This is a genomic window from Roseivivax halotolerans (assembly GCF_900115815.1).
Classification (GTDB): Bacteria; Pseudomonadota; Alphaproteobacteria; order Rhodobacterales; family Rhodobacteraceae; genus Roseivivax; species Roseivivax halotolerans.
In genome coordinates this window covers 287,034-307,763 of the sequence record NZ_FOXV01000002.1, presented here as the reverse complement: position 1 = coordinate 307,763, position 20,730 = coordinate 287,034, and the positions used below count along the sequence as shown (strand labels likewise).

At 65.5% G+C, this 20,730-nt stretch carries 18 protein-coding genes; 11 read left to right on the top strand and 7 right to left on the bottom strand.

Going from position 1 to position 20,730, the window contains the following annotated elements; genetic code table 11:
* Nucleotides 1-71: 71 nt before the first annotated feature.
* On the bottom strand, nt 72-920 hold the full coding sequence (locus tag BM171_RS04430) for a GNAT family N-acetyltransferase (protein ID WP_175497485.1): 849 nt from the start codon (nt 918-920) through the stop codon (nt 72-74).
* A gap of 35 nt (nt 921-955) precedes the next feature.
* On the bottom strand, nt 956-2,209 hold the full coding sequence (gene tyrS, locus BM171_RS04425; protein WP_093009610.1) for a tyrosine--tRNA ligase: 1,254 nt from the start codon (nt 2,207-2,209) through the stop codon (nt 956-958).
* Between the two features lie 118 nt (nt 2,210-2,327).
* Here tyrS and BM171_RS04420 point away from each other — a divergent pair, with 118 nt between their 5' ends.
* The 6 genes from BM171_RS04420 (at nt 2,328) to BM171_RS04395 (ending at nt 9,849) form a co-directional block, all read left to right on the top strand.
* Entirely contained in the window at nt 2,328-3,392 is a 1,065-nt protein-coding gene (locus BM171_RS04420; RefSeq protein WP_093009609.1) for an anhydro-N-acetylmuramic acid kinase, read from the top strand.
* A gap of 85 nt (nt 3,393-3,477) precedes the next feature.
* Nucleotides 3,478-4,641: an acetylornithine deacetylase gene (gene argE, locus BM171_RS04415; protein WP_093009608.1), complete on the top strand. Its 1,164-nt coding sequence runs from the start codon at nt 3,478-3,480 to the stop codon at nt 4,639-4,641.
* Nucleotides 4,638-5,981 (top strand): NAD(P)/FAD-dependent oxidoreductase, encoded by a 1,344-nt coding sequence (locus BM171_RS04410; RefSeq protein ID WP_093009607.1) that lies wholly within the window; start codon nt 4,638-4,640, stop codon nt 5,979-5,981. Before argE ends, BM171_RS04410 begins: the two co-directional genes overlap by 4 nt.
* An 84-nt stretch (nt 5,982-6,065) precedes the next feature.
* Nucleotides 6,066-7,229 carry a M20 aminoacylase family protein gene (locus tag BM171_RS04405; protein ID WP_093009606.1) on the top strand — a complete coding sequence of 388 codons (1,164 nt, stop codon included), beginning with the start codon at nt 6,066-6,068 and terminating at the stop codon, nt 7,227-7,229.
* Between the two features lie 239 nt (nt 7,230-7,468).
* A complete protein-coding gene (locus BM171_RS04400; RefSeq protein ID WP_093009605.1) occupies nt 7,469-8,563 on the top strand; it encodes a carboxynorspermidine decarboxylase in 1,095 nt (364 codons plus the stop codon).
* A gap of 38 nt (nt 8,564-8,601) precedes the next feature.
* The gene (locus BM171_RS04395) at nt 8,602-9,849 is read left to right on the top strand and encodes a saccharopine dehydrogenase family protein (RefSeq protein WP_093009604.1); all 1,248 of its coding nucleotides are present in this window, start codon (nt 8,602-8,604) and stop codon (nt 9,847-9,849) included.
* 115 nt (nt 9,850-9,964) lie between these two features.
* Here the strand turns inward: BM171_RS04395 and moaA are convergent, their stop codons facing one another.
* Nucleotides 9,965-10,972, bottom strand: a complete 1,008-nt coding sequence (moaA, locus tag BM171_RS04390; protein WP_093009603.1) for a GTP 3',8-cyclase MoaA — start codon at nt 10,970-10,972, stop codon at nt 9,965-9,967.
* Nucleotides 10,973-11,049: 77 nt separating this feature from the next.
* Between moaA and BM171_RS04385 the strand changes: the two genes are divergently transcribed.
* Complete coding sequence (locus BM171_RS04385; RefSeq protein ID WP_245760180.1) at nt 11,050-11,550, top strand: hypothetical protein; 501 nt, start codon at nt 11,050-11,052, stop codon at nt 11,548-11,550.
* Nucleotides 11,551-11,639: 89 nt separating this feature from the next.
* Here BM171_RS04385 and BM171_RS04380 read toward each other — a convergent pair whose 3' ends face one another.
* Nucleotides 11,640-12,143 carry a serine O-acetyltransferase gene (locus BM171_RS04380; RefSeq protein WP_152463050.1) on the bottom strand — a complete coding sequence of 168 codons (504 nt, stop codon included), beginning with the start codon at nt 12,141-12,143 and terminating at the stop codon, nt 11,640-11,642.
* Between the two features lie 472 nt (nt 12,144-12,615).
* Between BM171_RS04380 and BM171_RS04375 the strand changes: the two genes are divergently transcribed.
* Nucleotides 12,616-13,272: a DUF4396 domain-containing protein gene (locus BM171_RS04375; protein ID WP_093009601.1), complete on the top strand. Its 657-nt coding sequence runs from the start codon at nt 12,616-12,618 to the stop codon at nt 13,270-13,272.
* Nucleotides 13,273-13,350: 78 nt separating this feature from the next.
* On the top strand, nt 13,351-13,878 hold the full coding sequence (locus BM171_RS04370) for a DUF421 domain-containing protein (protein ID WP_093009600.1): 528 nt from the start codon (nt 13,351-13,353) through the stop codon (nt 13,876-13,878).
* Nucleotides 13,879-13,899: 21 nt separating this feature from the next.
* On the opposite strand, the gene BM171_RS04365 is transcribed toward BM171_RS04370, so the two are convergent.
* Together BM171_RS04365 and BM171_RS04360 are read right to left on the bottom strand one after the other, a co-directional pair.
* Complete coding sequence (locus BM171_RS04365) at nt 13,900-15,792, bottom strand: propionyl-CoA synthetase (RefSeq protein WP_093009599.1); 1,893 nt, start codon at nt 15,790-15,792, stop codon at nt 13,900-13,902.
* Between the two features lie 216 nt (nt 15,793-16,008).
* On the bottom strand, nt 16,009-16,665 hold the full coding sequence (locus tag BM171_RS04360; RefSeq protein WP_093009598.1) for a sulfotransferase family 2 domain-containing protein: 657 nt from the start codon (nt 16,663-16,665) through the stop codon (nt 16,009-16,011).
* 285 nt (nt 16,666-16,950) lie between these two features.
* On the opposite strand from BM171_RS04360, the gene BM171_RS04355 reads away from it, so the two are divergent.
* Together BM171_RS04355 and BM171_RS04350 are read left to right on the top strand one after the other, a co-directional pair.
* On the top strand, nt 16,951-18,576 hold the full coding sequence (locus BM171_RS04355; RefSeq protein ID WP_093009597.1) for an AMP-binding protein: 1,626 nt from the start codon (nt 16,951-16,953) through the stop codon (nt 18,574-18,576).
* Between the two features lie 85 nt (nt 18,577-18,661).
* The gene (locus tag BM171_RS04350; RefSeq protein ID WP_093009596.1) at nt 18,662-19,690 is read left to right on the top strand and encodes a hypothetical protein; all 1,029 of its coding nucleotides are present in this window, start codon (nt 18,662-18,664) and stop codon (nt 19,688-19,690) included.
* A gap of 13 nt (nt 19,691-19,703) precedes the next feature.
* Here the strand turns inward: BM171_RS04350 and BM171_RS04345 are convergent, their stop codons facing one another.
* Nucleotides 19,704-20,684: a hypothetical protein gene (locus tag BM171_RS04345; RefSeq protein ID WP_093009595.1), complete on the bottom strand. Its 981-nt coding sequence runs from the start codon at nt 20,682-20,684 to the stop codon at nt 19,704-19,706.
* Between the last annotated feature and the right edge of the window lie 46 nt (nt 20,685-20,730).

The following is a 20,730-nucleotide window of genomic DNA, read 5'->3' as shown; positions in this document are numbered from 1 at the left end:
TGAGAGGGGGCTGGCGGCCCCCTCTGCCGTGCGGGGCACGGCATTCACCCCCGCGAGTATTTCCGGCCGGCTCATACATGAGGCGATGCCGCCTGACCCCGCGTGTCGTGTGAGCGGCCCAGGGGCAGGGCGCTCAGGCTGCGATGCCAAAGCAAGGTTGGGCCGAGCGTGCGGATCCTCGCGCCCGTTCCGGTCTTGAACCGCGTCAGCCCGGCATTGGCGGGGTCGATATGGCCGAGGTCGAGATCGTGGCAGCCAACCTTCGACGCCCAGCACATCGCCCGCCACAGAAGCAGTGTCATCGCGTTCATGCGCTGCCCCTCGGGCGTCGTGACGGACATCTGGTAGGTGGCCGAAGGGCCGTGCCGGAGAAGGACCAGCCCCGCGATCGGGCGTCCGCCGAGCTGCGCCTCGAACAGGCGGGCCTCCCCGCGGTTGACCTTTGCCCAGGCCGAGGAGAGTGCCGGGGGCCAGCCTGCATAGCGCAGCCGCCGCGCCTGCGCGGCCTCCGCCTTCAAAAGCCAATGGTCGGGGTTCGGGGGAAGCGCGCCATGCGTCGTGGAAAGACGGCTGCGTTCGGCCGCGCTCAGGCGATTGCGCCATTTCTGCCTGAGGCCCGCGCGCATCGCGCCCTTGGGCGCAAGTTCCACAAGGGCGTGCTGGCGCGGGGCGCGCAAGGCCATCAGACCGGGGTGGCACGGACCGGTTTCGGCATTCACGAGGATCAGTCCGCCGATCGTGCGCAGCTCCTCCGGTAGGGGAGGATCGGCGCGAGACAGAAGCGTCACCCGGCCGAACGGGGTGGTACGACCGATCAGATTCACCTCGCGGGCGCCCAGAACCCGGCGCATGACGGGCCAGCCGAGGGCGCGGGCGGCATTGTGAAATTCCGGCGATTGCTGAAGAGGCAGCTGCGTCATGGGCCGCATCTTGCGCGCGGCCCATGAAGAGCCGGTTAATCCCCGAGTTTCACCAGCGCATGCCGCTTTTTGCCCGCCGACAGCTTGACCGGCGATGCCAGCGCGCCCGCGTCGAGGACGAGGCCGGGATCGGTCAGCGGCGCATCGTCGAGCCGCGCGCCATTGTCGGAAATCAGCCGCTTGGCGTCCTTGCCCGACTTGGCAAGGCCCGCGCGCACGATGAGCTGCACGACGGAAATACCCTCCGCCATCTCGGCGCGGCTGAGTTCGAGCGTCGGCAGATCGTCACCCGCGCCGCCCTTCTCGAAGACCTCGCGCGCGGTCGCCTTTGCGGTCTCGGCAGCCTCCGCTCCGTGACAGAGCGTCGTGACCGCGTCGGCCAGCACGATCTTGGCCTCGTTGACCTCGGCCCCGCCGAGCGCGCCGAGGCGTTCGCATTCCTCGACGGGGATCTCGGTATAGAGCTTGAGGAACCGGCCGACATCGGCATCGGTGGTGTTGCGCCAGAATTGCCAGAATTCATAGGGGCTGAGCATATCCGAGTTGAGCCAGATCGCGCCGCCCTGGCTCTTGCCCATCTTGCGCCCGTCCGAGGTGGTCAGGAGCGGCGAGGTCAGGCCGAAGATCTCATGGTCGAGAACGCGGCGCGTCAGGTCGATACCGTTGACGATGTTGCCCCATTGATCTGAGCCGCCCATCTGCAGAAGACAGCCGTAGCGACGGTTGAGCTCCAGGAAGTCGTAGGCCTGGAGGATCATGTAGTTGAACTCGAGGAAGGACAGCGATTGCTCGCGGTCGAGGCGCGACTTCACGCTTTCGAAGCTCAGCATGCGGTTCACCGAGAAATGCCGGCCGATATCGCGCAGGAACTCGAGGTAATTGAGCCCGTCGAGCCATTCGGCGTTGTTGAGCATCAAGGCATCGGTCGGCCCGTCGCCATAGGTGAGGTACTTGGCGAAGACCTGCTTCATGCCATCGATATTCGCGTCGATCGCTTCGGGTGTGAGCAGGGGGCGCTCATCGGCGCGGAAACTGGGATCGCCCACTTTCGTCGTGCCGCCGCCCATCAGCGTGATCGGTTTGTGACCGGTCTGCTGCAGCCAGCGCAGCATCATGATGTTCAGAAGATGCCCCACATGCAGCGACTTGGCCGTGGCATCGTAGCCGATATAGGTTGGCACCACGCCTGCGATGAACGCCTCGTCGAGGCCCTGGTAATCGGTGCAATCGGCGAGAAAGCCGCGCTCCATCATGACGCGCATGAAGTCCGATTTCGGGTGGTATGCCATGGTCTTTCCTTTCCGCACGGGACGGTGCGATATAAGGCTCGCAACCAGGGTTTGAAAACCGGTTTTCGAGGTGGGCGTGAGACGGGGCACAGGCAAGCCGATCTGGGCATTGGGCGCGATGTCGGGCACCTCGCTCGACGGGGTGGATGCGGCGATGCTGCTGACCGACGGGATCGGCATCGAAGCGTTCGGAGACAGTGATTATCGCGTGTATTCGGCGGAGGAGGCGCGCGTCTTGCGCGCGGCTCTGGGGCGCTGGCCGGGCGAGGCGGGCGTCGCCGAAGCGCAAGCCGTCATCGAGGCGGCGCACGAGGCGCTCCTGTCCCGGTTCGAAGGGGCCGAGATCGTCGGCTTTCACGGTCAGACGCTCGCCCATGAGCCGCGCGGACGCGGAACGCACCAGGTCGGTGACGGAGCGGCGCTCGCCGAGGCGCTGGGCCTGCCCGTGGTCTGGGATTTTCGCTCCGCCGATGTGCGGCTCGGCGGGGAGGGCGCGCCACTGGCGCCGTTCTTCCATTTCGCCTGCGCCAAGTGGATCGAGGCGGAGCGACCGATGGCCTTCCTCAATCTTGGTGGCGTCGGAAACCTGACCTGGCTCGATCCGCGCTGCGCCGCGCCCGAGGATCCCCGCGCCTGTCTCGCCTTCGACACTGGGCCGGCGAATGCGCCGCTCAACGATCTGATGATGGAGCGGCGCGGGCTGCCCTTCGACGAGGACGGCACACTTGCATCGGGCGGGCGGGTCGTCGATGGAGCGCTCGAGCTCTTTCTCGAAGAGGGCTATTTCCTCAAGATGCCGCCCAAATCGCTCGACAGGGACGATTTCTCTCTGATGCTGGACCTCGTGCGCGAGCTCGATGACGCGGATGCCGCCGCGACGATGACCGCGATGGCGGCTGCCGCGGTCATGCAGGGGATGGAGCATTGTCCGTCCTCGCCCGAGCGGTTGCTCGTGACCGGCGGCGGGCGCAAGAACCCCGTGATGATGGGCATGCTGCGGGCCGGCCTCGATTGCCCGGTGGAACCCGTGGAGGCCGTCGGGCTCGATGGCGACATGCTCGAGGCGCAAGCCTTCGCCTATCTCGCCGTGCGCGTCATGCGCGGTTTGCCGACGAGCGGGCCGTCGACGACGGGCGTGCGCGCGGCGGTCGGCGGTGGTGAGGTGTCGCGGCCACAGGGCTGAGCTTGTCTGCGCCGTGACCCCGCGTCCGGGGCTCGCCCGGAGCCCTGACCTGCGCTAGGCTCGCCTGCAAAGGAGCTGCCCTCCCATGACCGACCGCCTTTCGGCCCGCGAGATCCTCGCGGCGCTTATCCAGTTTCCGACCGTCTCGCGCGACAGCAACCTGCCGCTGATCGACTGGGTGGAGGAGTATCTGGGCACGCACGGCATCGCGGCGCATCGGCACTGGAACGAGGACCGCAGCAAGGCCGCGCTCTTCGCACATGTGGGGCCGGACGAGGAGGGCGGCGTCATTCTCTCGGGCCACACCGACGTCGTGCCGACGGACGGGCAGGACTGGACGCGGCCCGCTTTCGAACTCACGGAAGCGGACGCCAAGCTTTTCGGGCGCGGTACGACCGATATGAAAGGGTTCGACGCGCTGGCGATCTGGGCCCTGGTGGAGGCGCATCATGCCGGTGTGCGCCGACCGATGCAGATCGCGCTCAGCTATGACGAGGAGGTCGGCTGCACCGGCGCGCCGCCGCTGATCGCGGCGATGCAGGGTGTGGTTCCGCGTGCGCGAGATGTCATCGTCGGTGAGCCGACGACGATGCAGGCGGTGACCGGCCATAAAGGCGGTATCAGCTTCTGGGTGCATGTCCACGGGTTCGAAGTGCATTCCTCGATCCTCTATAAAGGCGTTTCGGCCATCATGGAGGGCGCCAAGCTCATCACCTGGGCGAACGAGGTCAATGCCGAACAGGCGGCGGCGAAGCCGTCCGATTTGGCCGCGCTCTTCGATCCGCCCTACACGAACGTGCATATCGGTCAGATCTCCGGCGGAACGGCGCACAACATCACGGCGAAGGACTGCGAGTTCGGCCTCGGCTTCCGCGTGGTTCCGGGGGAGGATCCGCTGTCCTGGCGGGAGCGGCTCCTCGACAAGGTCGCCGAGATCGAGGCGGGGATGAAAGCCATACGGCCCGAAGCCTCGATCGAAGTGGTCGATACGTTCTCGCTGCCGACCTTCGTGCCCGAAGAGGACAACAGTGCCGAGGCTCTGGTCCGCCAGTTGACCGGCGACAACGCATCGCATCATGTCAGCTACGGCACCGAGGCGAGCCATTTCCAGGCGGCCGGTTACAAGGCGGTTGTCTGCGGCCCGGGCGACATCGCCGTGGCGCACCAGCCCGACGAATACATCACCGTTGCGGAATTCGAGAAGGGGCGGCACTTCATGCGCCGCCTCGTGGAGCACCTGTCGGCATGAGCTTTCCCTTCACGCTTCAGACCCCTGCCGAACATGGCGGCGTGCCGCCGGGCCGCGTCGGGATCGTGGTGATCGGCGGCGGCGTGATCGGTGTCTCGGCGGCGCTGTCGCTGGCGCGTGCGGGTCACGACGTGGCGCTTCTCGAAAAGGGGCGGATCGCGGCCGAGCAAAGCTCGCGCAATTGGGGCTGGATCCGCGTGCAGGGCCGGGACATGGCCGAGATCCCCATCGCGCAGGAAGCCCAGCGGATCTGGCAGGAGCTTGACCAAGATTGCAAGGGTCGGCTCGGCCTTGCGGAGATCGGGGTGCATTACCTCACCCGCAGCGAGAAGAGCCTGAAGAATTACGAAGGCTGGCTCGCCGAGGCGCAGGCGCATGGCGTCTCCACGCGGATGCTGAGCCGGGCGGAGATCTCCGAGACGGTGCCGGGCGCGCAAGGCGATTGGGTCGGCGGGCTCTATACGCCATCGGACATGAAGGCCGAACCTTGGGTCGCGGTGCCCGAATTGGCGCGGCTTGCGCGGGATGCCGGCGCACGGATCGTGGAGCGTTGCGCGACCCGTGCGCTCGAGATCGAGGGCGGGCGCGTCACCGGCGTCGTGACCGAACGTGGCCGCGTGAAAGCGGATGCGGTCATTCTCGCGGGAGGTGCGTGGTCCTCGCTCTTGCTGCGGCGGCACGGCATTTCGATTCCGCAACTCTCCGTGCGTTCCACCGCGCTCGAGACCGGGCCGCTGCCTCAGGTTACGGGCACCGCGGGGGTCGACGACCGGCTTGCCTTTCGCCCGCGGGAGGATGGCGGCTACACGCTGGCGCCCTCCACCCTGTCGGAGCTTCATGTCGGGCCGGACGCGATCCGCGCAGCGCTGAAATATATTCCCGTGCTGCGCCAGGGCGGCTTCGAGGTGAAGCTGCGCGTCCGCGCGCCCGAAGGCTTCCCCGACGCCTGGTTCACGCCACGAAACTGGGCGGAAGATTCGGCCTCGCCTTTCGAGGCGATGCGGATCCTCAATCCCGAGCCGAACCGCGCCAAGGCCGAAGACGCCGCCCGCGCCTTTGCGAAGACCTTTCCGGAGGCGGGCGAGGTCACCGTTCGCACCGCCTGGGCGGGCATGATCGACGTTCTGCCGGATGTCGTTCCGGTCGTGGACAATGTCGCCGCTCTGCCGGGTCTCACCGTCGCCACGGGCATGTGCGGGCACGGATTCGGCATCGGCCCTGCCTTCGGGCGCATCGCCGGCGCGTTGGCGACGGGGGGCGAGACCGGACACGAGATGTCCCGCTTCCGGCTCGCGCGTTTCTCGGACGGATCAAAGATGGTGCCTGGCCCGAACCTCTGACCGGGTGCGACGCGGCAGGTGCTTGCAGCTTCCGTGAGGCTGCGGCACTCTCCGGGCGACTTCCTCACCCCAAGGAGAGCCCCCATGCCGGTCAAGAACCGCTTTGCCGAGATGCATGACGAGATCACCGCCTGGCGGCGCGATCTGCATCAGCACCCAGAGATCCTGTTCGACACGCATCGCACCTCGGCCTTCGTCGCCGAAAAGCTGCGCGAGTTCGGCTGCGACGAGGTGGTCGAAGGTATCGGTCGCACCGGCGTCGTCGGCGTGATCCAGGGCCGGAGCACCGCGTCGGGCCGCACGGTGGGCTTGCGCGCGGACATGGACGCCCTGCCCATCCACGAGGCGACGGGGCTCGATTATGCCTCGAAAACCGATGGTGCGATGCATGCCTGCGGGCATGACGGACATACGGCGATGCTGCTCGGGGCCGCACAGTATCTGGCAGAGACGCGGAATTTCGACGGCACCTGCGTGGTGATCTTCCAGCCGGCCGAAGAAGGTGGCGGCGGCGGCCGTGAGATGTGCGAGGACGGGCTGATGGCGCGCTGGGGGATCGAGGAGGTCTACGGCATGCACAATTGGCCGGGGATGCCCGTCGGCAGCTTCGCGATCCGGCCCGGGGCCTTCTTCGCGGCAACGGATGTGTTCGAGATCGTTGTCGAAGGGCGGGGCGGTCATGCCGCCAAACCGCACGAGACGATCGATCCCACGGTGACGGCGGCGCAGATCGTGACGGCAACGCAAAGCATCGCCGCGCGGAACGCCGATCCGGTGGGCCAGATCGTCGTATCCATCACCTCCTTCGAGACCTCGTCGAAAGCGTTCAACGTGATCCCGCAGCGGGTGACGATGAAAGGCACCGTTCGCACGCTCGCCCCCGAGATGCGCGATCTGGCCGAGACGCGCCTGACGGAGATCGCTGACCATACCGCGCGGGCATTCGGCGCGACGGCGGCGGTGGAGTATCACCGCAATTACCCCGTGATGGTCAATTCCGAGCGTGAGACGGGGTATGCCGCCGAGGCGGGCCGGGCCGTGTCCGGCGAGTGCGCGGATGCGGAGCTGGTCATGGGCGGCGAGGATTTCGCCTTCATGCTGGAGGAGCGGCCGGGCGCCTATATCCTTGTGGGCAACGGCGACAGCGCGGCGGTGCATCACCCCGAATACAATTTCAACGATGATGCGATCCCGGCGGGCTGTTCGTTCTGGGCCGAGATCGTGGAACGGCGTCTGCCGGCGGCGTGATCCCCTCGGTGCGCGGCGGGGCCGCGCGCGTCTCTGGCCCGCTGATCGTGCCGATCATCGGGCGGTGAGGGGGCTGCGAGCCCCCTCTTCGCGCCTCGGGGAGGCGCGAATTCACCCCTCGCGGTATTTTCGCCAACCCAAGGAGATGGGGCGGGCCTTGGTCCGTCGGCTTGCCCCGGGGGGGGCGCGGTTTTATATCGCCCCCGAACGCGACCGACCGGCCTCGAGGAGCGCCCGCCATGCAGACGCCCTATTATCTGATCGACAAGTCCCGGCTTTTGCCGAACATGGAGAAAATCGCCTGGCTGCGCGAGACTTCGGGCGCGAAATCGCTTCTGGCCCTGAAATGTTTCGCAAGTTGGGGCGTCTTCGACTTCATGCGCGAGTACATGGACGGAACGACCTCGTCATCGCTCTTCGAGGTCAAGCTCGGCGCCGAGACCTTCGGCAAGGAAACGCATGCCTATTCCGTGGCCTGGGCCGATCACGAGATCGACGAGGTGATGCAGGTCTCCGACAAGGTGATCTTCAACACCGCCGCGCAGCTGAAGCGCTTCGAGAGCCAGAGCGCGGGCCATGTGCGGGGCCTTCGCGTCAATCCAGGCGTGTCTACCTCCGATTTCGATCTCGCCGATCCCGCGCGGCCTTTCTCGCGGCTCGGAGAACACGCGCCCGAGGATATCGAGCCCGTGGCGGACATGGTGTCGGGCTTCATGTTCCACAACAATTGCGAGAATGCCGATTTCGAGCGCTTCGACGCCATGCTCGGCATGATCGAGCAACGCTTCGGCCATCTCATTCGCCGGATGGACTGGATCAGCCTCGGCGGCGGCATCCATTTTACCGGCGAGGGTTACCCGCTCGAGAAGTTCGCAGAGCGGCTGAAGCGCTTCGCCGGGCAAAACGAGGTGCAGGTCTATCTCGAGCCGGGAGAGGCGGCGATCACCGAATCGACGACGCTCGAGGTGACGGTGCTTGACACCCTCCATAACGGCAAGAACCTCGCCATCGTCGACAGCTCCATCGAGGCGCATATGCTCGATCTGCTGATCTATCGCGAGAGCGCGAAGATGAGCCCCGACGAGGGCCCCGAGGAATGGATGATTTGCGGCAAGTCCTGCCTCGCGGGCGATATCTTCGGCGAATTCCGGTTTCCGAAACCGCTGAAGGCGGGGGACCGGCTGTCCGTGGAGGACGCGGCCGGTTACACGATGGTCAAGAAGAACTGGTTCAACGGGGTGAAGATGCCCGCCATCGCGATCCGTGAGCTGGACGGCACGGAGCGGCTGGTCCGTGATTTCACCTACGACGATTTTCGCGCCGCGCTCTCCTGAGCGGCCAAACCCACCCGGAAGACCAAGGGGGTTTCGAGATGACCCAATCCACATTGATTATCGGCGCAGGCGGTGTCGCGCAGGTCGTGGCGCATAAATGCGCGCAGAACAACGACATCCTGGGGGATATTCATATCGCCTCGCGGACGATCTCCAAATGCGAGGCGATCATCGAAAACGTCCGCGAGAAGGGCGCGATGAAAGAGGATCGCCGGATCCAGCCGCACCAGGTCGATGCGCGCGACAGCGCGGCGGTCGCGGACCTCATCCGCGCGACGAAGGCGGACATCGTCATCAATGTGGGCTCCGCCTTCGTCAACATGTACGTGCTTGACGCCTGCATCGAGACGGGTGCCGCCTATATCGACACGGCGATCCACGAAGAGCCGGACAAGATCTGCGAAACGCCGCCCTGGTACGCCAATTACGAGTGGAAGAAGCGCGATCTCTGCGCCGAGAAAGGCGTGACCGCGATCCTTGGCGCGGGCTTCGATCCGGGCGTGGTGAACGCCTTCGCGCGTCACGCGATCGACGAATACATGGATGAGGTCGCATCCATCGACATCGTGGACATCAACGCAGGCTCGCACGGCAAGTATTTCGCCACGAATTTTGACCCCGAGATCAACTTCCGGGAATTCACCGGGGTGGTCTATTACTGGGAAGACGGCCAGTGGAAGGAGACCGAGATGTTCGCCTCGGGCCGTGACTGGGATCTTCCGATCGTGGGCACGCAGCGCGCCTACCAGTCGGGCCATGACGAGGTGCATTCGCTGGCGGTGAACTACCCCGAGGCCGATGTGCGCTTCTGGATGGGCTTCGGCGAGCGCTACATCACGGTATTCACGGTGCTGAAGAACCTCGGGCTTTTGTCGGAGCATCCGGTCACCACGGCCGAAGGGCAGGAGGTCGTTCCGCTCAAGGTCGTGAAGGCCTGCCTCCCGGACCCGTCGAGCCTTGCGCCGAACTATACCGGCAAGACCTGCATTGGCGATCTGGTGAAGGGGACCAAGGACGGCAAGCCCGCCGAGGTGTTCGTCTACAACGTGGCCGATCACAAGGAGGCCTACGAGGAGGTCGGCAGCCAGGGGATCTCTTATACCGCGGGCGTGCCGCCGGTCGCCGCGGCGATCCTGATCTCGCAAGGCGATTGGGATGCCAAGACGATGAAGAACGTCGAGGAGATGGACCCCAAACCCTTCTTTACCGTGCTCGACCGGATCGGACTGCCGACGCGGGTCCTGGAAGGTGGGCTTGGAGGAACCGACAAGGCCTGGAACGGCTGAGCTTTTCGGCGCGCGACGTAAAAAGGCCGGTCCCGAGGGGCCGGCCTTTTGCGTGGGGTGGTCGACCCTCGGGACATGCCTGAGGATGACTTTGGACCAAGGCGCCGATCGCGCTCTACCCGCCGGTATGGCTCATGTGGCGCGAGACCCGACCATCCACGCTTTGACGGGAATAGTCGAAATCGTGGCCCTTGGGCTTGAGCGCGATGGCCGCGCGGATGGCCTCTTCGAGCGGCGCGTCGGTGGAGGGATGGTTGCGCAAGGCAGAGCGCAGATCCGCGTTGTCCTCTTGCCCAAGGCACATGAACAGCTCGCCGGTGCAGGTCAGGCGCACGCGGTTGCAGCTTTCGCAGAAATTATGCGTGAGCGGCGTGATGAAGCCGATCTTCTGGCCGGTTTCCTCGATCCGCACGTAGCGGGCCGGGCCGCCAGTCCGCTCGGGCAGGTCCGTCAGGGTGTATTCCTCGGCGAGACGCGCGCGCAGATCGGTGAGCTTCCAGTACTGGCCGATCCGGTCCTCGTTGCCGATATCGCCCATCGGCATGACTTCGATCCAGGTCAGATCCATGTCGCGTGCCGCACACCATTCGGTCATGGTGAAAAGCTCGTCCTCGTTGAAGCCCTTGAGCGCAACCGCGTTGATCTTCACCCGCAAGCCCGCTCGCTGGGCCGCATCGATGCCGCGGATGACTTGGGGCAGGCGGCCCCAGCGGGTGACATCCGCGAATTTCTGCTCGTCGAGCGTGTCCATCGAGATGTTCACGCGGCGCACACCCGCAGCGTAGAGATCGTCCGCGAAGCGCTCCAGCTGCGAGCCATTGGTCGTCAGCGTGAGCTCTTTCAGATCGCCCGCCTCGAGATGGCGCGTCATGGACCGGAAAAAGGTCATGATGTCCCGCCGGACCAGCGGCTCTCCACCGGTGATGCGGAGCTTCTCGACACCGAGTCGCACGAAGGTGGAGCACATGCGGTCAAGCTCTTCGAGTGTCAGCAGCTCCTTCTTGGGAAGGAACTGCATGTTCTCGGACATGCAATAAACGCAGCGGAAATCGCATCGGTCGGTCACGGAGACGCGCAAATACGAGATCGGGCGCTGGAACGGGTCGATAAGCGGCGTATTCATGTGTCAGAGTCTAGTAATTCGCGGCGTCGCCAGCAAGTATCGGCGCCGAAAGACAGACAGGACAAAGGTCTCGACACATGCAGCTATCGCGCATCGCACTCCTCGCCGTTCCGGCCCTGATGGCCGGATGCAGCCAGGTCGAAGGGTTTTTCGGGGCCGGACAGTCGGATCCGGGGCCAAGCGCCGCTGCACCTGCCGAGAGCGCCGCTCCGGCGGCGACGGGCGGGCCGGTGCGGCCTCCGGCAAACGCGGTGACAGCGGACGATTTCGATACCTCGACGGATGCCGAGCGGCAGGCCGCGGCAGCGCCCGCGCAGGGCGGTGATGCCGAGCTCGGGCAGGTGGTCGTGTCCTTGGGCGCGGCGGCGGAGCCCGGTTTCTGGCTCGAGACTCCGCTCGTCGATGCGGTGACGCCGGGACGGGTTGAACTGGCGAACGGCGAATCGGCGCAGGTCGAGCTGCGCCCCGCGCCCGCAGGCAGCGGCAGCCGGCTGTCCTTGCCGGCGATGCGGCTTCTGAACATCCCGCTCACCGATCTGCCGGAGGTGACGGTCTATCGCTCCGAAGGCAGCGCCTGAGGCGAGGCCGGGGACGGGCGATGCGCGCGGGTGAATTGCGTCTGTGCCTCGTGCAGATCGGAGAATGATTGCCCAATCGGCCGCGATCGTCAGTCGATTGCGCCTGTGTTGAGAACGCGTGCAGGAACGCCAGCGACGGTGGTGCCGGATGCCACGTCAGAGGTGACGACCGCGTTGGCTCCTATCCGAACATGGTCCCCGATCTTGAGAGGCCCAATCAGCTTGGCGCCAGCCCCGATATCGACATGACCGCCAATTTCGACCCCGCCTGAAACGGTGACTTGCTGAAACAGCAGGCAATTCGGCCCAATGATCGACTCGGGATGCACGACGACCCCTGTAGGGTGCGGCAGCAAAAGACCTCCGCCAATGCGCGAGTTGATCGGGATATCCGCTGCAGTGACGATGGACCAGAAACGATGCTGAAACACCCAATAGGCTTGGATGATCTTTTTGAACGGGCCGGATGCTGCCTGGTAACGGCGGATGGACTTCAAGAGACGGTGCGACGGTGACCAGAGCCTTTCGGCGCGCTCTCGGCTCCAGTCGGGTTCTGTCGCTGATACGGCGCCAGTAAAGTCTTCTTTCTTCACGATATCCTGCCCCCTGAGGCGCGCAGGTTTCCGCTGCACCGGCATCCAAAAGATGGCCGTTCTCTCGCGATGTCAACTGCGATGATAGCAGGGGAGGTCGTGGGAACTAATATCACGCTTTGCATTTAAAGACGGGGATCGGGTCTGGAGAAACCCGGATATAGACCGTGCTAGGCTGACCAATCTGAATACATGTCACACTCGTTATAAGTCTGAGCCGCTGCATCCGTTAAGTGAACATTGTTTGCAAAGGGCTCGCCGGATTCCCGGTATTTGGAGTCAGTCCTCGAAAAGATAACGCCGTCATTGAATGACTGCGATGACGATGCAGGCATTTTCGAGCGAGCTGCAGGGTGACGAGCTGTGGGTATTGCGCTGGCCGGGCGCGGGTCCGGCCAGGACGCTATCCGTTGGAAGAGATCACCGCATCAAGCGATGAGGAACACGCAAAGGCGGCGTTCGTTTCGCGTTCATGACCGAGCTTCTTGAGTCCCAACGGCTTCTGACCCTTTGGCTTCTGGTGATGGTGCCTTGCCTCGCATGGACGGTATGGGACCTGCGCGTTCGAAACGCGCATCTGATGCCGCTGATGAAGGTGGTCTGGGCACTGACCGTCCTCTATTCGGGGCCGTTCGGCCTGATGATCTATCGCTGGTCGGGCAGGAAGAAGATCGCCTCCGACGGTCTCTGGCGCCGCGCGGCGCGCTCGGTGGCGCATTGTTATTCGGGCTGCGGGATGGGCGAGATCGCGGGCGTCGTCCTCGCCGCCGGCGTGTTGTCCCTGGCGACGCATTGGGTGGCTGTCACCACCTTCTGCCTCGCCTATGTGGCGGGGTTTGCGCTGACCGTCGGCCCATTGATGCAGGGCGGCATGGCCGCGAGCCAGGCGTTCAAGGATGCCGCGCTGGCCGAGACGCCTTCGATCACCGTGATGGAGGTCACTGCCATCGGCGTCAGCATCTGGGCCGGGGGCGATGCGGGCCTGGGCGATGTGCGCTTCTGGACTGCCCTGATCCTGTCCCTGTCCTGCGGTCTTTTGGCGGCCTACCCCGTGAACGTGGCGCTCATCCGTTTCGGCGTGAAGGAAGGCATGATGGATCCGCGCAATACCGGCCACGATCACGGATAAGCGGAGACGGACGTCGAAGCCTGCAGGAACACCTGCGTCCGAGCGTCGTTGTACCGTATTGGCGAAAGGTGCGCGGTCATGGAATTTCTGGACATGCTGATCAAGGTCGTCGCGATCATGGCGACGATCATCCTTCTCACGCGCATTCTGGGGCTGCGCTCATTTTCGAAGATGTCGGCCTTCGACTTCGCCGTCACGGTTGCCATCGGCTCGGTGCTGGCGAGCGTGCTGACCACACCCGATCAGAATTTCTGGATCGGGATCGGAGCCATTGCGGCGCTTTATGCGTGGAAGATGGCGATGGCGCCCCTGCGAACGCGCTTCGACTGGGTGCGTCGTCTCGTCGATACGACACCGCTTCTCGTGATGCGCGACGGCGAGGTGCTGTGGGACAACATGAAGGCCGCGCACATGACCCATGACGATTTGCTCGCAAAGCTGCGCCAGGCGAACGTGCATCACATGGCGGAGGTGCGCGCCGTGATCGTGGAAAGCACGGGTGTCGTCAGCGTCATGTCCGGCCCGGACCACGCTGAGATCGACGACTATCTCCTTCAGGATATCCGCACAGAAGGGAAACGCGGCCGCCTGGCCGGGACGCATTGAGCCCCGGCATCTCGTGCGCGTTCAGCCCTTGGGATAGCCCATCGTGCCGACGGCCTCGCGGATCTCGTCGACGATGGCCGGATCGTCGATGGTGGCAGGCATCTTGAAGTCCTCGCCATCGGCGATGGACGCCATCGTGCGCCGCAGGATCTTGCCGGAGCGCGTCTTCGGCAGGCGGTCCACCACCTTGCAGAGCTTGAAGGCCGCGACGGGACCGATCTGGTCCCGCACGCGTTTGACGCATTCCTTCTCGATCTCGTCATGCGGGCGGTTCACGCCCTTCGTGAGGCAGACGAAGCCCATGGGAAGTTGCCCTTTGAAGTCGTCCGCGACCCCGATCACCGCGCATTCGGCAACGTCCGGGTGGCCGGCCAGAACCTCTTCCATCGCGCCGGTCGAGAGGCGATGCCCCGCGACGTTGATGACGTCGTCGGTGCGCGCCATGATGTAGAGATATCCGTCCTCGTCGATCATGCCCGCGTCGCCCGTCTCGTAATAGCCGGGGAAATGCGCGAGGTAGCTCTTGCGGAACCGCTCGGGCGCGTTCCAGAGGGTCGGCAGAGTGCCCGGCGGCAGCGGCAGCTTGATCGCGATCGCGCCGAGATTGCCGGGCGCGACCGGGGTGCCGCCCTCGTCGAGGATCTGCACATCGTAGCCGGGCATCGCGACCGAGGGCGAGCCGATCTTGACCGGCATCGTCTCGATGCCCGCGGGCATGCCCGCGATGGTCCAGCCGGTCTCGGTCTGCCACCAATGGTCATAGATCGGTTTTCCGGTGACGCGCTGCGCCCACTCGATGGTGTCGGGATCGGCGCGCTCGCCCGCGAGGTAGATCGCACGGAGATGGCCGATATCCCAATCGGCCAGCATCTTGGCCTCCGGATCCTCGCGTTTCACTGCCCGGAACGCCGTCGGCGCGGTGAAGAAAGAACGCACTTTGTGCTCTGAGATCACGCGCCAGAAGGTCGAGGCGTCGGGCGTGCCCACCGGCTTGCCCTCGAAAAGGACGGTGGTGTTCCCGGCGATGAGCGGCGCGTAAACGATATAGCTGTGTCCGACCACCCAGCCGACATCGGACGCCGCCCAGAATACCTCGCCCGGATCGACGTTGTAGATGTTCTTCATCGACCAGTGCAGCGCCACGAGATGGCCTGCGGTCGGACGAACGACCCCTTTGGGCGCGCCGGTCGTGCCCGAGGTGTAGAGGACGTATGCGGGATGATTGCCCTCGACGGGCACGCAGGGCGCAGGCTCGACCCCGTCCTGGAAAGCGTGCCATTCGTGATCGCGGCCGTCGATCAATGCGGCCTCCTCGCGCTCGCGCTGGAAGATCACGGTGAAGTCGGGTTTGTGCTTTGCCTCCTCGATGGCCCCGTCGAGAAGCGGCTTGTAGGAGACGGTCCGCCCCGGCTCGATCCCGCAGGAGGCCGCGATGATCGCCTTCGGCTCGGCATCGTCGATCCTCACGGCCAGCTCATGGCTGGCAAAGCCGCCGAAGACTACCGAATGGATCGCGCCGAGCCGCGCGCAGGCCAGTATCGCAACGGCGGTCTCGGGAATCATCGGCATGTAGATGATGACGCGGTCACCCTTCTCGATGCCCTTGGCGCGAAGCGCGCCCGCAAGCCGCGCGACCTGCTCCTGCAATTCGGCGAAGGTGATTGCGTATTTGGTATCGGTGACCGGGCTGTCATAGATGATCGCCGCCTGGTCGCCGCGCCCGTTCTCCACGTGACGGTCGACCGCGTTGTAGCAGGTGTTCACCTTCGCCTCGGCGAACCATTCGTAGAGATGATCGCCCCGGTCATAGAGCGCGCGGGTCGGCGCTTCGTCCCAGTCGATGGCGCCGGCCTGTTCGAGCCAGAAGGCCTCCGGGTCACGCTTCCAGCTTTCATATATCTCGGCGTAGCTCATGTGATGGCCTCCCTCGCTCCTTGGTCCCTGCGGTCACGTGTTACGGAGCGTCAGGCGGGTCTGGCAAGCGTCGCGGCAACATTCGCGGCGCTCTGCGACAAAAAGTTTGCAGAAATCGCCTGTTAGCGCTTGCAAATTTTTGCAAAGCCGCTTGCATTGCGAAGTTTTGTGCTTGATCCAGAGAAGTTTGCAAATTCGCGCTTTGCAACGTCTCGGTCAGGTCGACTCGAACCTATAGCCAAATCGCGTGATGTCGGGCGCGCAGAGCTCTGCAACCCGGTCGCGCAGCTCCGGTGTGTAATACCCTTGCCATTCCGCCTCTCGCGTCGAGCGGTTCACATGCGGCATGTCGAGCTTGAAGCCGAGCACCTTTTCGAAGGCGGGCAGATCCTCGTCCAGCGCTTCGAGGCGCAGATAGAGCGCCGGTGCGACCGCGCCGTTAGACCAGGTGACATAGGACGGATAGGGCTGCGCCGCGATCGCCGCCGCGTTTGCCTCATCTGAGAGAAACCCCTCGAAATGGGTTCGTTTGGCGAGATGGACGGCCGGATGATCGAAATCCTGCGCCCGCAGCCAGTGATAATAGCTCACCATCCGGTCCCAGGGGTTGCGCACGAGCGTGACCACCTGAAGCCGCGAGAGCGTGTCCTGCGGCACCCCGCCTTCGATATCGGCAAGGCGGCTGTGCTTCCAGATGCGCCCCTGCGCGCCATTCAATGTCTTGACCCGGTTGCGCCGGGCCTGCGCCTTTGGCGTGTCGCCGATCAGGATGTCGTCGCGATGGGCGCGCGCTTCGAGCGCCAGCGCCAACGACGTGCCGCCGGTCTTTGGGATATGCACGAAGATGTAGCCGCGCCCGGGCGAAATGATCATGGAACCATTGATAGCCAAAGCTTGGTGCCGCGCAACGACGCTGATCCGGGGCCGACGCCTTTGGGCGAGGTTGCGCCGGCGAGGGGCCAGCCCCTCGCGCTCCCCGCGGTATTTTTACCAATCCAAAGAGGGGACGCGCGCCTTTGGTCTTTGGGTTGGCGCAAATACCGCGGGGTGAATTCGGGCCAAGGGCCCGAAGAGGGGCAGCGCCCCTGTCTGTGCGACCTTGCCAGCCGCGCGGGGATTGGTCACCTTGCACGGCACTGGATAGGGGAGGAGAGAGATATGGGCTGGTTGCCGGACGAGACGGGGCTTGAACGCTGCGAGGCGAATTACACGCCACTGACGCCGTTGTCTTTCCTGAGGCGCGCGGCGGATGTCTTCCCCGATCATCTGGCGGTGGTCTACAAATCCTGGCGCAAGAGCTACGCCGAGTATCACGCGCGCGTCTCCCGGCTGTCCTCGGCGCTCGCCGGCAAGGGGATCGGTTCCGGCGACGTGGTGGCTACGCTTCTGCCGAACATCCCGCAGCATGCGGAGGCGCATTTCGGCGTGCCCGCGGCGGGTGCGGTTCTGAACGCGATCAACACGCGGCTCGATACCGGCACGGTCGCCTATATCTTCGAGCATGGCGGCGCGAAGATCGCGCTCGTCGACAGCGACCTCGTTCCGCTAGCCGAGGCCGCGCGGGAGGAGATGGAGGGCGGGGGCCCCGAGATCGTCGAGATCGTCGACGAGGTCGCGGGCCGCAGCGCCACGGGCAGGCACATGACCTACGAGGATCTGCTCGAGACGGGCGACCCGCAGGCACGCTGGATCATGCCGGAGGATGAGTGGGAGAGCCTCGCGCTCAATTACACCTCCGGCACGACCGGTCGGCCCAAAGGTGTCGTCTATCATCACCGCGGGGCCTATCTGAACGCGATGGGGCAGGTTCTGTCCTGGCGGATGGTGCTGAACCCCGTCTACCTCACGATCGTCCCGCTCTTTCACTGCAACGGCTGGTGCCACACCTGGATGATGCCTGCCGTGGGCGGCACGCTCGCCTGTTGCCGCGAGATCGCCGCGAAGCCGATCTTCGAGGCCATCGCCGAGGAGGGCGTCACCCATTTCGGCGGCGCGCCCATCGTGCTCAACACGCTCATCAACGCGCCTGAGGACGAGCGGCGCGACTTCCCGCAGATTGTGGAGGTCTTCACGGCCGGTGCGCCGCCCGCGCCCTCGACGCTCGCCAAGATCGAGCCGATGGGCTTCAACGTCACCCATGTCTACGGGCTGACGGAAACCTACGGTCCCGGCACCGAATGCACCTGGCAGCGGAAATGGGATGGCACCGAAGGCGCGGCGCGGGCCGATCTCAAGGCCCGGCAGGGTGTGGCGATGCCGTTCCTCGACCATGTCACCGTGACGGACGAGGCGATGGCCGAGGTGCCGCGTGACGGCGAGACCAAGGGCGAGATCATGTTCCGGGGCAACGGCGTCATGAAGGGGTATTACAAGAACTCCGAAGCGACGCGCGAGAGTTTCACGGGCGGCTATTTCCATTCCGGCGATATCGCGATCCTCGAGGAGGATGGCTATATCCGCATCGCGGACCGCGCCAAGGACATCATCATCTCGGGCGGCGAGAACATCTCCTCGGTGGAGGTGGAGGGCGTGCTGATGGAGCACGAGGCGGTCTCGCTCTGCGCGGTGGTCGCCAAGCCGGATGAGAAATGGGGCGAGGTGCCCTGCGCCTTCGTGGAACTGAAAGCCGGGGCCGATGTGGACGAGGCCACGCTGATCGCCTTCGCGCGCGAGCGGCTTGCGGGCTTCAAGACACCGAAGAAGGTGGTGTTCGAGGAATTGCCCAAGACCTCGACCGGCAAGATCCAGAAGTTCCAGCTGCGGGCGCAGGCGAAAGAGCTGTAGCCGGACGCCGCGACACGCAGTCGATTGCCGATCCCGTTGCCTGAGTGTAGCGTCGCGCCAAGCAGGCAGAGCAGCACCGGAGCGCATGACAGCCCTAACCCAATACCAGCGTCTCGAGGCGACGGGCCTCTGGCGCGAGAGCGATGAGGCGCAGCGGCGCGAGGTCGTGGTCTCCATGGGCGAGGCGAGCGTCACGATCTCCGATTTCACCGAGCGCGCCTTGGCGCATTGGTCGCTTGCCGCCATCGAACGCGCGACGCCGCGCGGCGAGATCCCAGCGATCTATCATCCCGACGGCGATCCGCGCGAGACGCTCGAGTTGGGCGAGGATGCGCGCGACATGGCCGAGGCCATCGACCGCGTGTTGCGCGCGATCGAGCGCGGGCGGCCGCATCCTGGCAAGCTGCGCTTCTGGATCGGCGGCGGTATCGCCGCGACGGCGGTCCTCGCGGCCGCGCTCTGGCTTCCGGGCGCGCTGCTGGCCTATTCGGTCGAGGTCGTTCCCGATGTAAAGCGCGACGAGATCGGTGCGGCCCTTCTTGAACGGATCGAGCGGGTCGCGGGTCAGCCCTGCCGCTCCGCCGAGGCCGAAGAGCCGCTGCGCGCGCTCGGCCGCCGGGTTCTGGGCGAGGGCCGCGGCGGTGATTTGACCGTTCTGCGCGGGGGCGTGCCCGACACCGCCCACCTGCCGGGCGGGTTCATCCTCATCAACTCGCAGATCGTCGAAGATCCGGAAGATCCGGACGTGACCGCAGGCTACGTGCTGGCCGAGGCGCTCCGGGCCCGCGCCAGTGATCCGCTGGTCGATCTTCTCGAACGGGCGGGGCTTTTCGCGACGATGAAGCTGCTGACCACGGGGGAGCTTCCCGAGGGGGCGCTCGACGATCATGCCGAGGCGTTGATGAGCATGCCGCCGCCGCCTGTTGCGAATGATGCGCTGCTCGCGGCCTTCGCGGCGGCTGAACTGCGATCGAGCCCCTATGCCTATGCGCTCGACATGACGGGCGAGACGACTCTGCCCCTGATCGAGGCCGATCCGCGCCGCGACGAAGGCAGCACGCCGGTGCTGACGGATGCCGAATGGGTCCGCCTTCAGGGGATTTGCGGCAGCTAGAGCTGCCGCTGTATCATTGCGGGATAACGATGATCGGGTCTTTGACCCGGTGCCGGTCCGCCGTCGCGACAAGCCGGCGCGGGACCGTGTTGGTCCAGACCTGCTGGGTGGCGTAATAGCCGTCGGGCGTCTGGAAGGCGCGGCGCGGGTTCAGGCGGTCGTCGTCCCAGGCGCGTTCGTAGCCGGCGGGCACGATCGTCTCCTGCTCGGCCGAGAGCGTCGCGAAGACCTGGTCGGGCACGATCGTCGGGCCCGGGCCGCGCGGCGTCTCCGGGGCCATCCGAAGGTTCCCTTCGTCGTAGCCCTCACGAATGTAGACGTTCTTGCCGGTCGGAGCCTCGCCGCGGCGGATCACCGTCACCGGGCTTGCCGCTTGCGGGCCGCATCGAACCGCAAGGCCCCGGTTGTTGCCGATATATTGCTGCGAGATGGCCGATGCGCCCTGGCAGCGTGATCCGTCCGTTGTCGGTGCCGCGGCGGTCGCCGCGGGCGCGGCCTGGCGGACGACGCGCTGCGGAGCAGGCGTCGGGGCGGGGGCCGGTGCGGTCCGCACGATCCTGGGCGCGGGCTTGGTCGCCTGCGGCTCGGGCGGCGGCGCTTGCCGGACCACGCGCTGTGGTTGTGGCTGTGGCTGCGGGGCTGGCGCTGCGGTGCGCGCGGGCTGCGGGGCAGGGGTGGGCGCGTTGTCGATGGTGATCTGTTCGGCACCGCGCGCCTCGGGTGCGGCGGTCCGCGTCGCCTGTGCCCCTAAGGTCGGCGTCTGGCCGCAGAGCGTCTGGCGCGCGCGGTTCACGCGCGGCACCCAGCTCACGGCGCCGTCGACACCGGCCCGGATATAGACGCATCCGCGGCTGTCGACGTATTGACGGCCCTGGTAGGAGGCCGGCGGAAATTCCTGCGGCACATCGGTCGAGCGCTGCTGCGCGATAGCGGCATCTCCGAAGACGACGGATGCGGCCATCGCGGCCACCGCGGTGAAAGTCAGTTTCTTCATCTCAAAGCCCCCCACAGGCGTATTAGGCCGACGATGCAGCAACAAG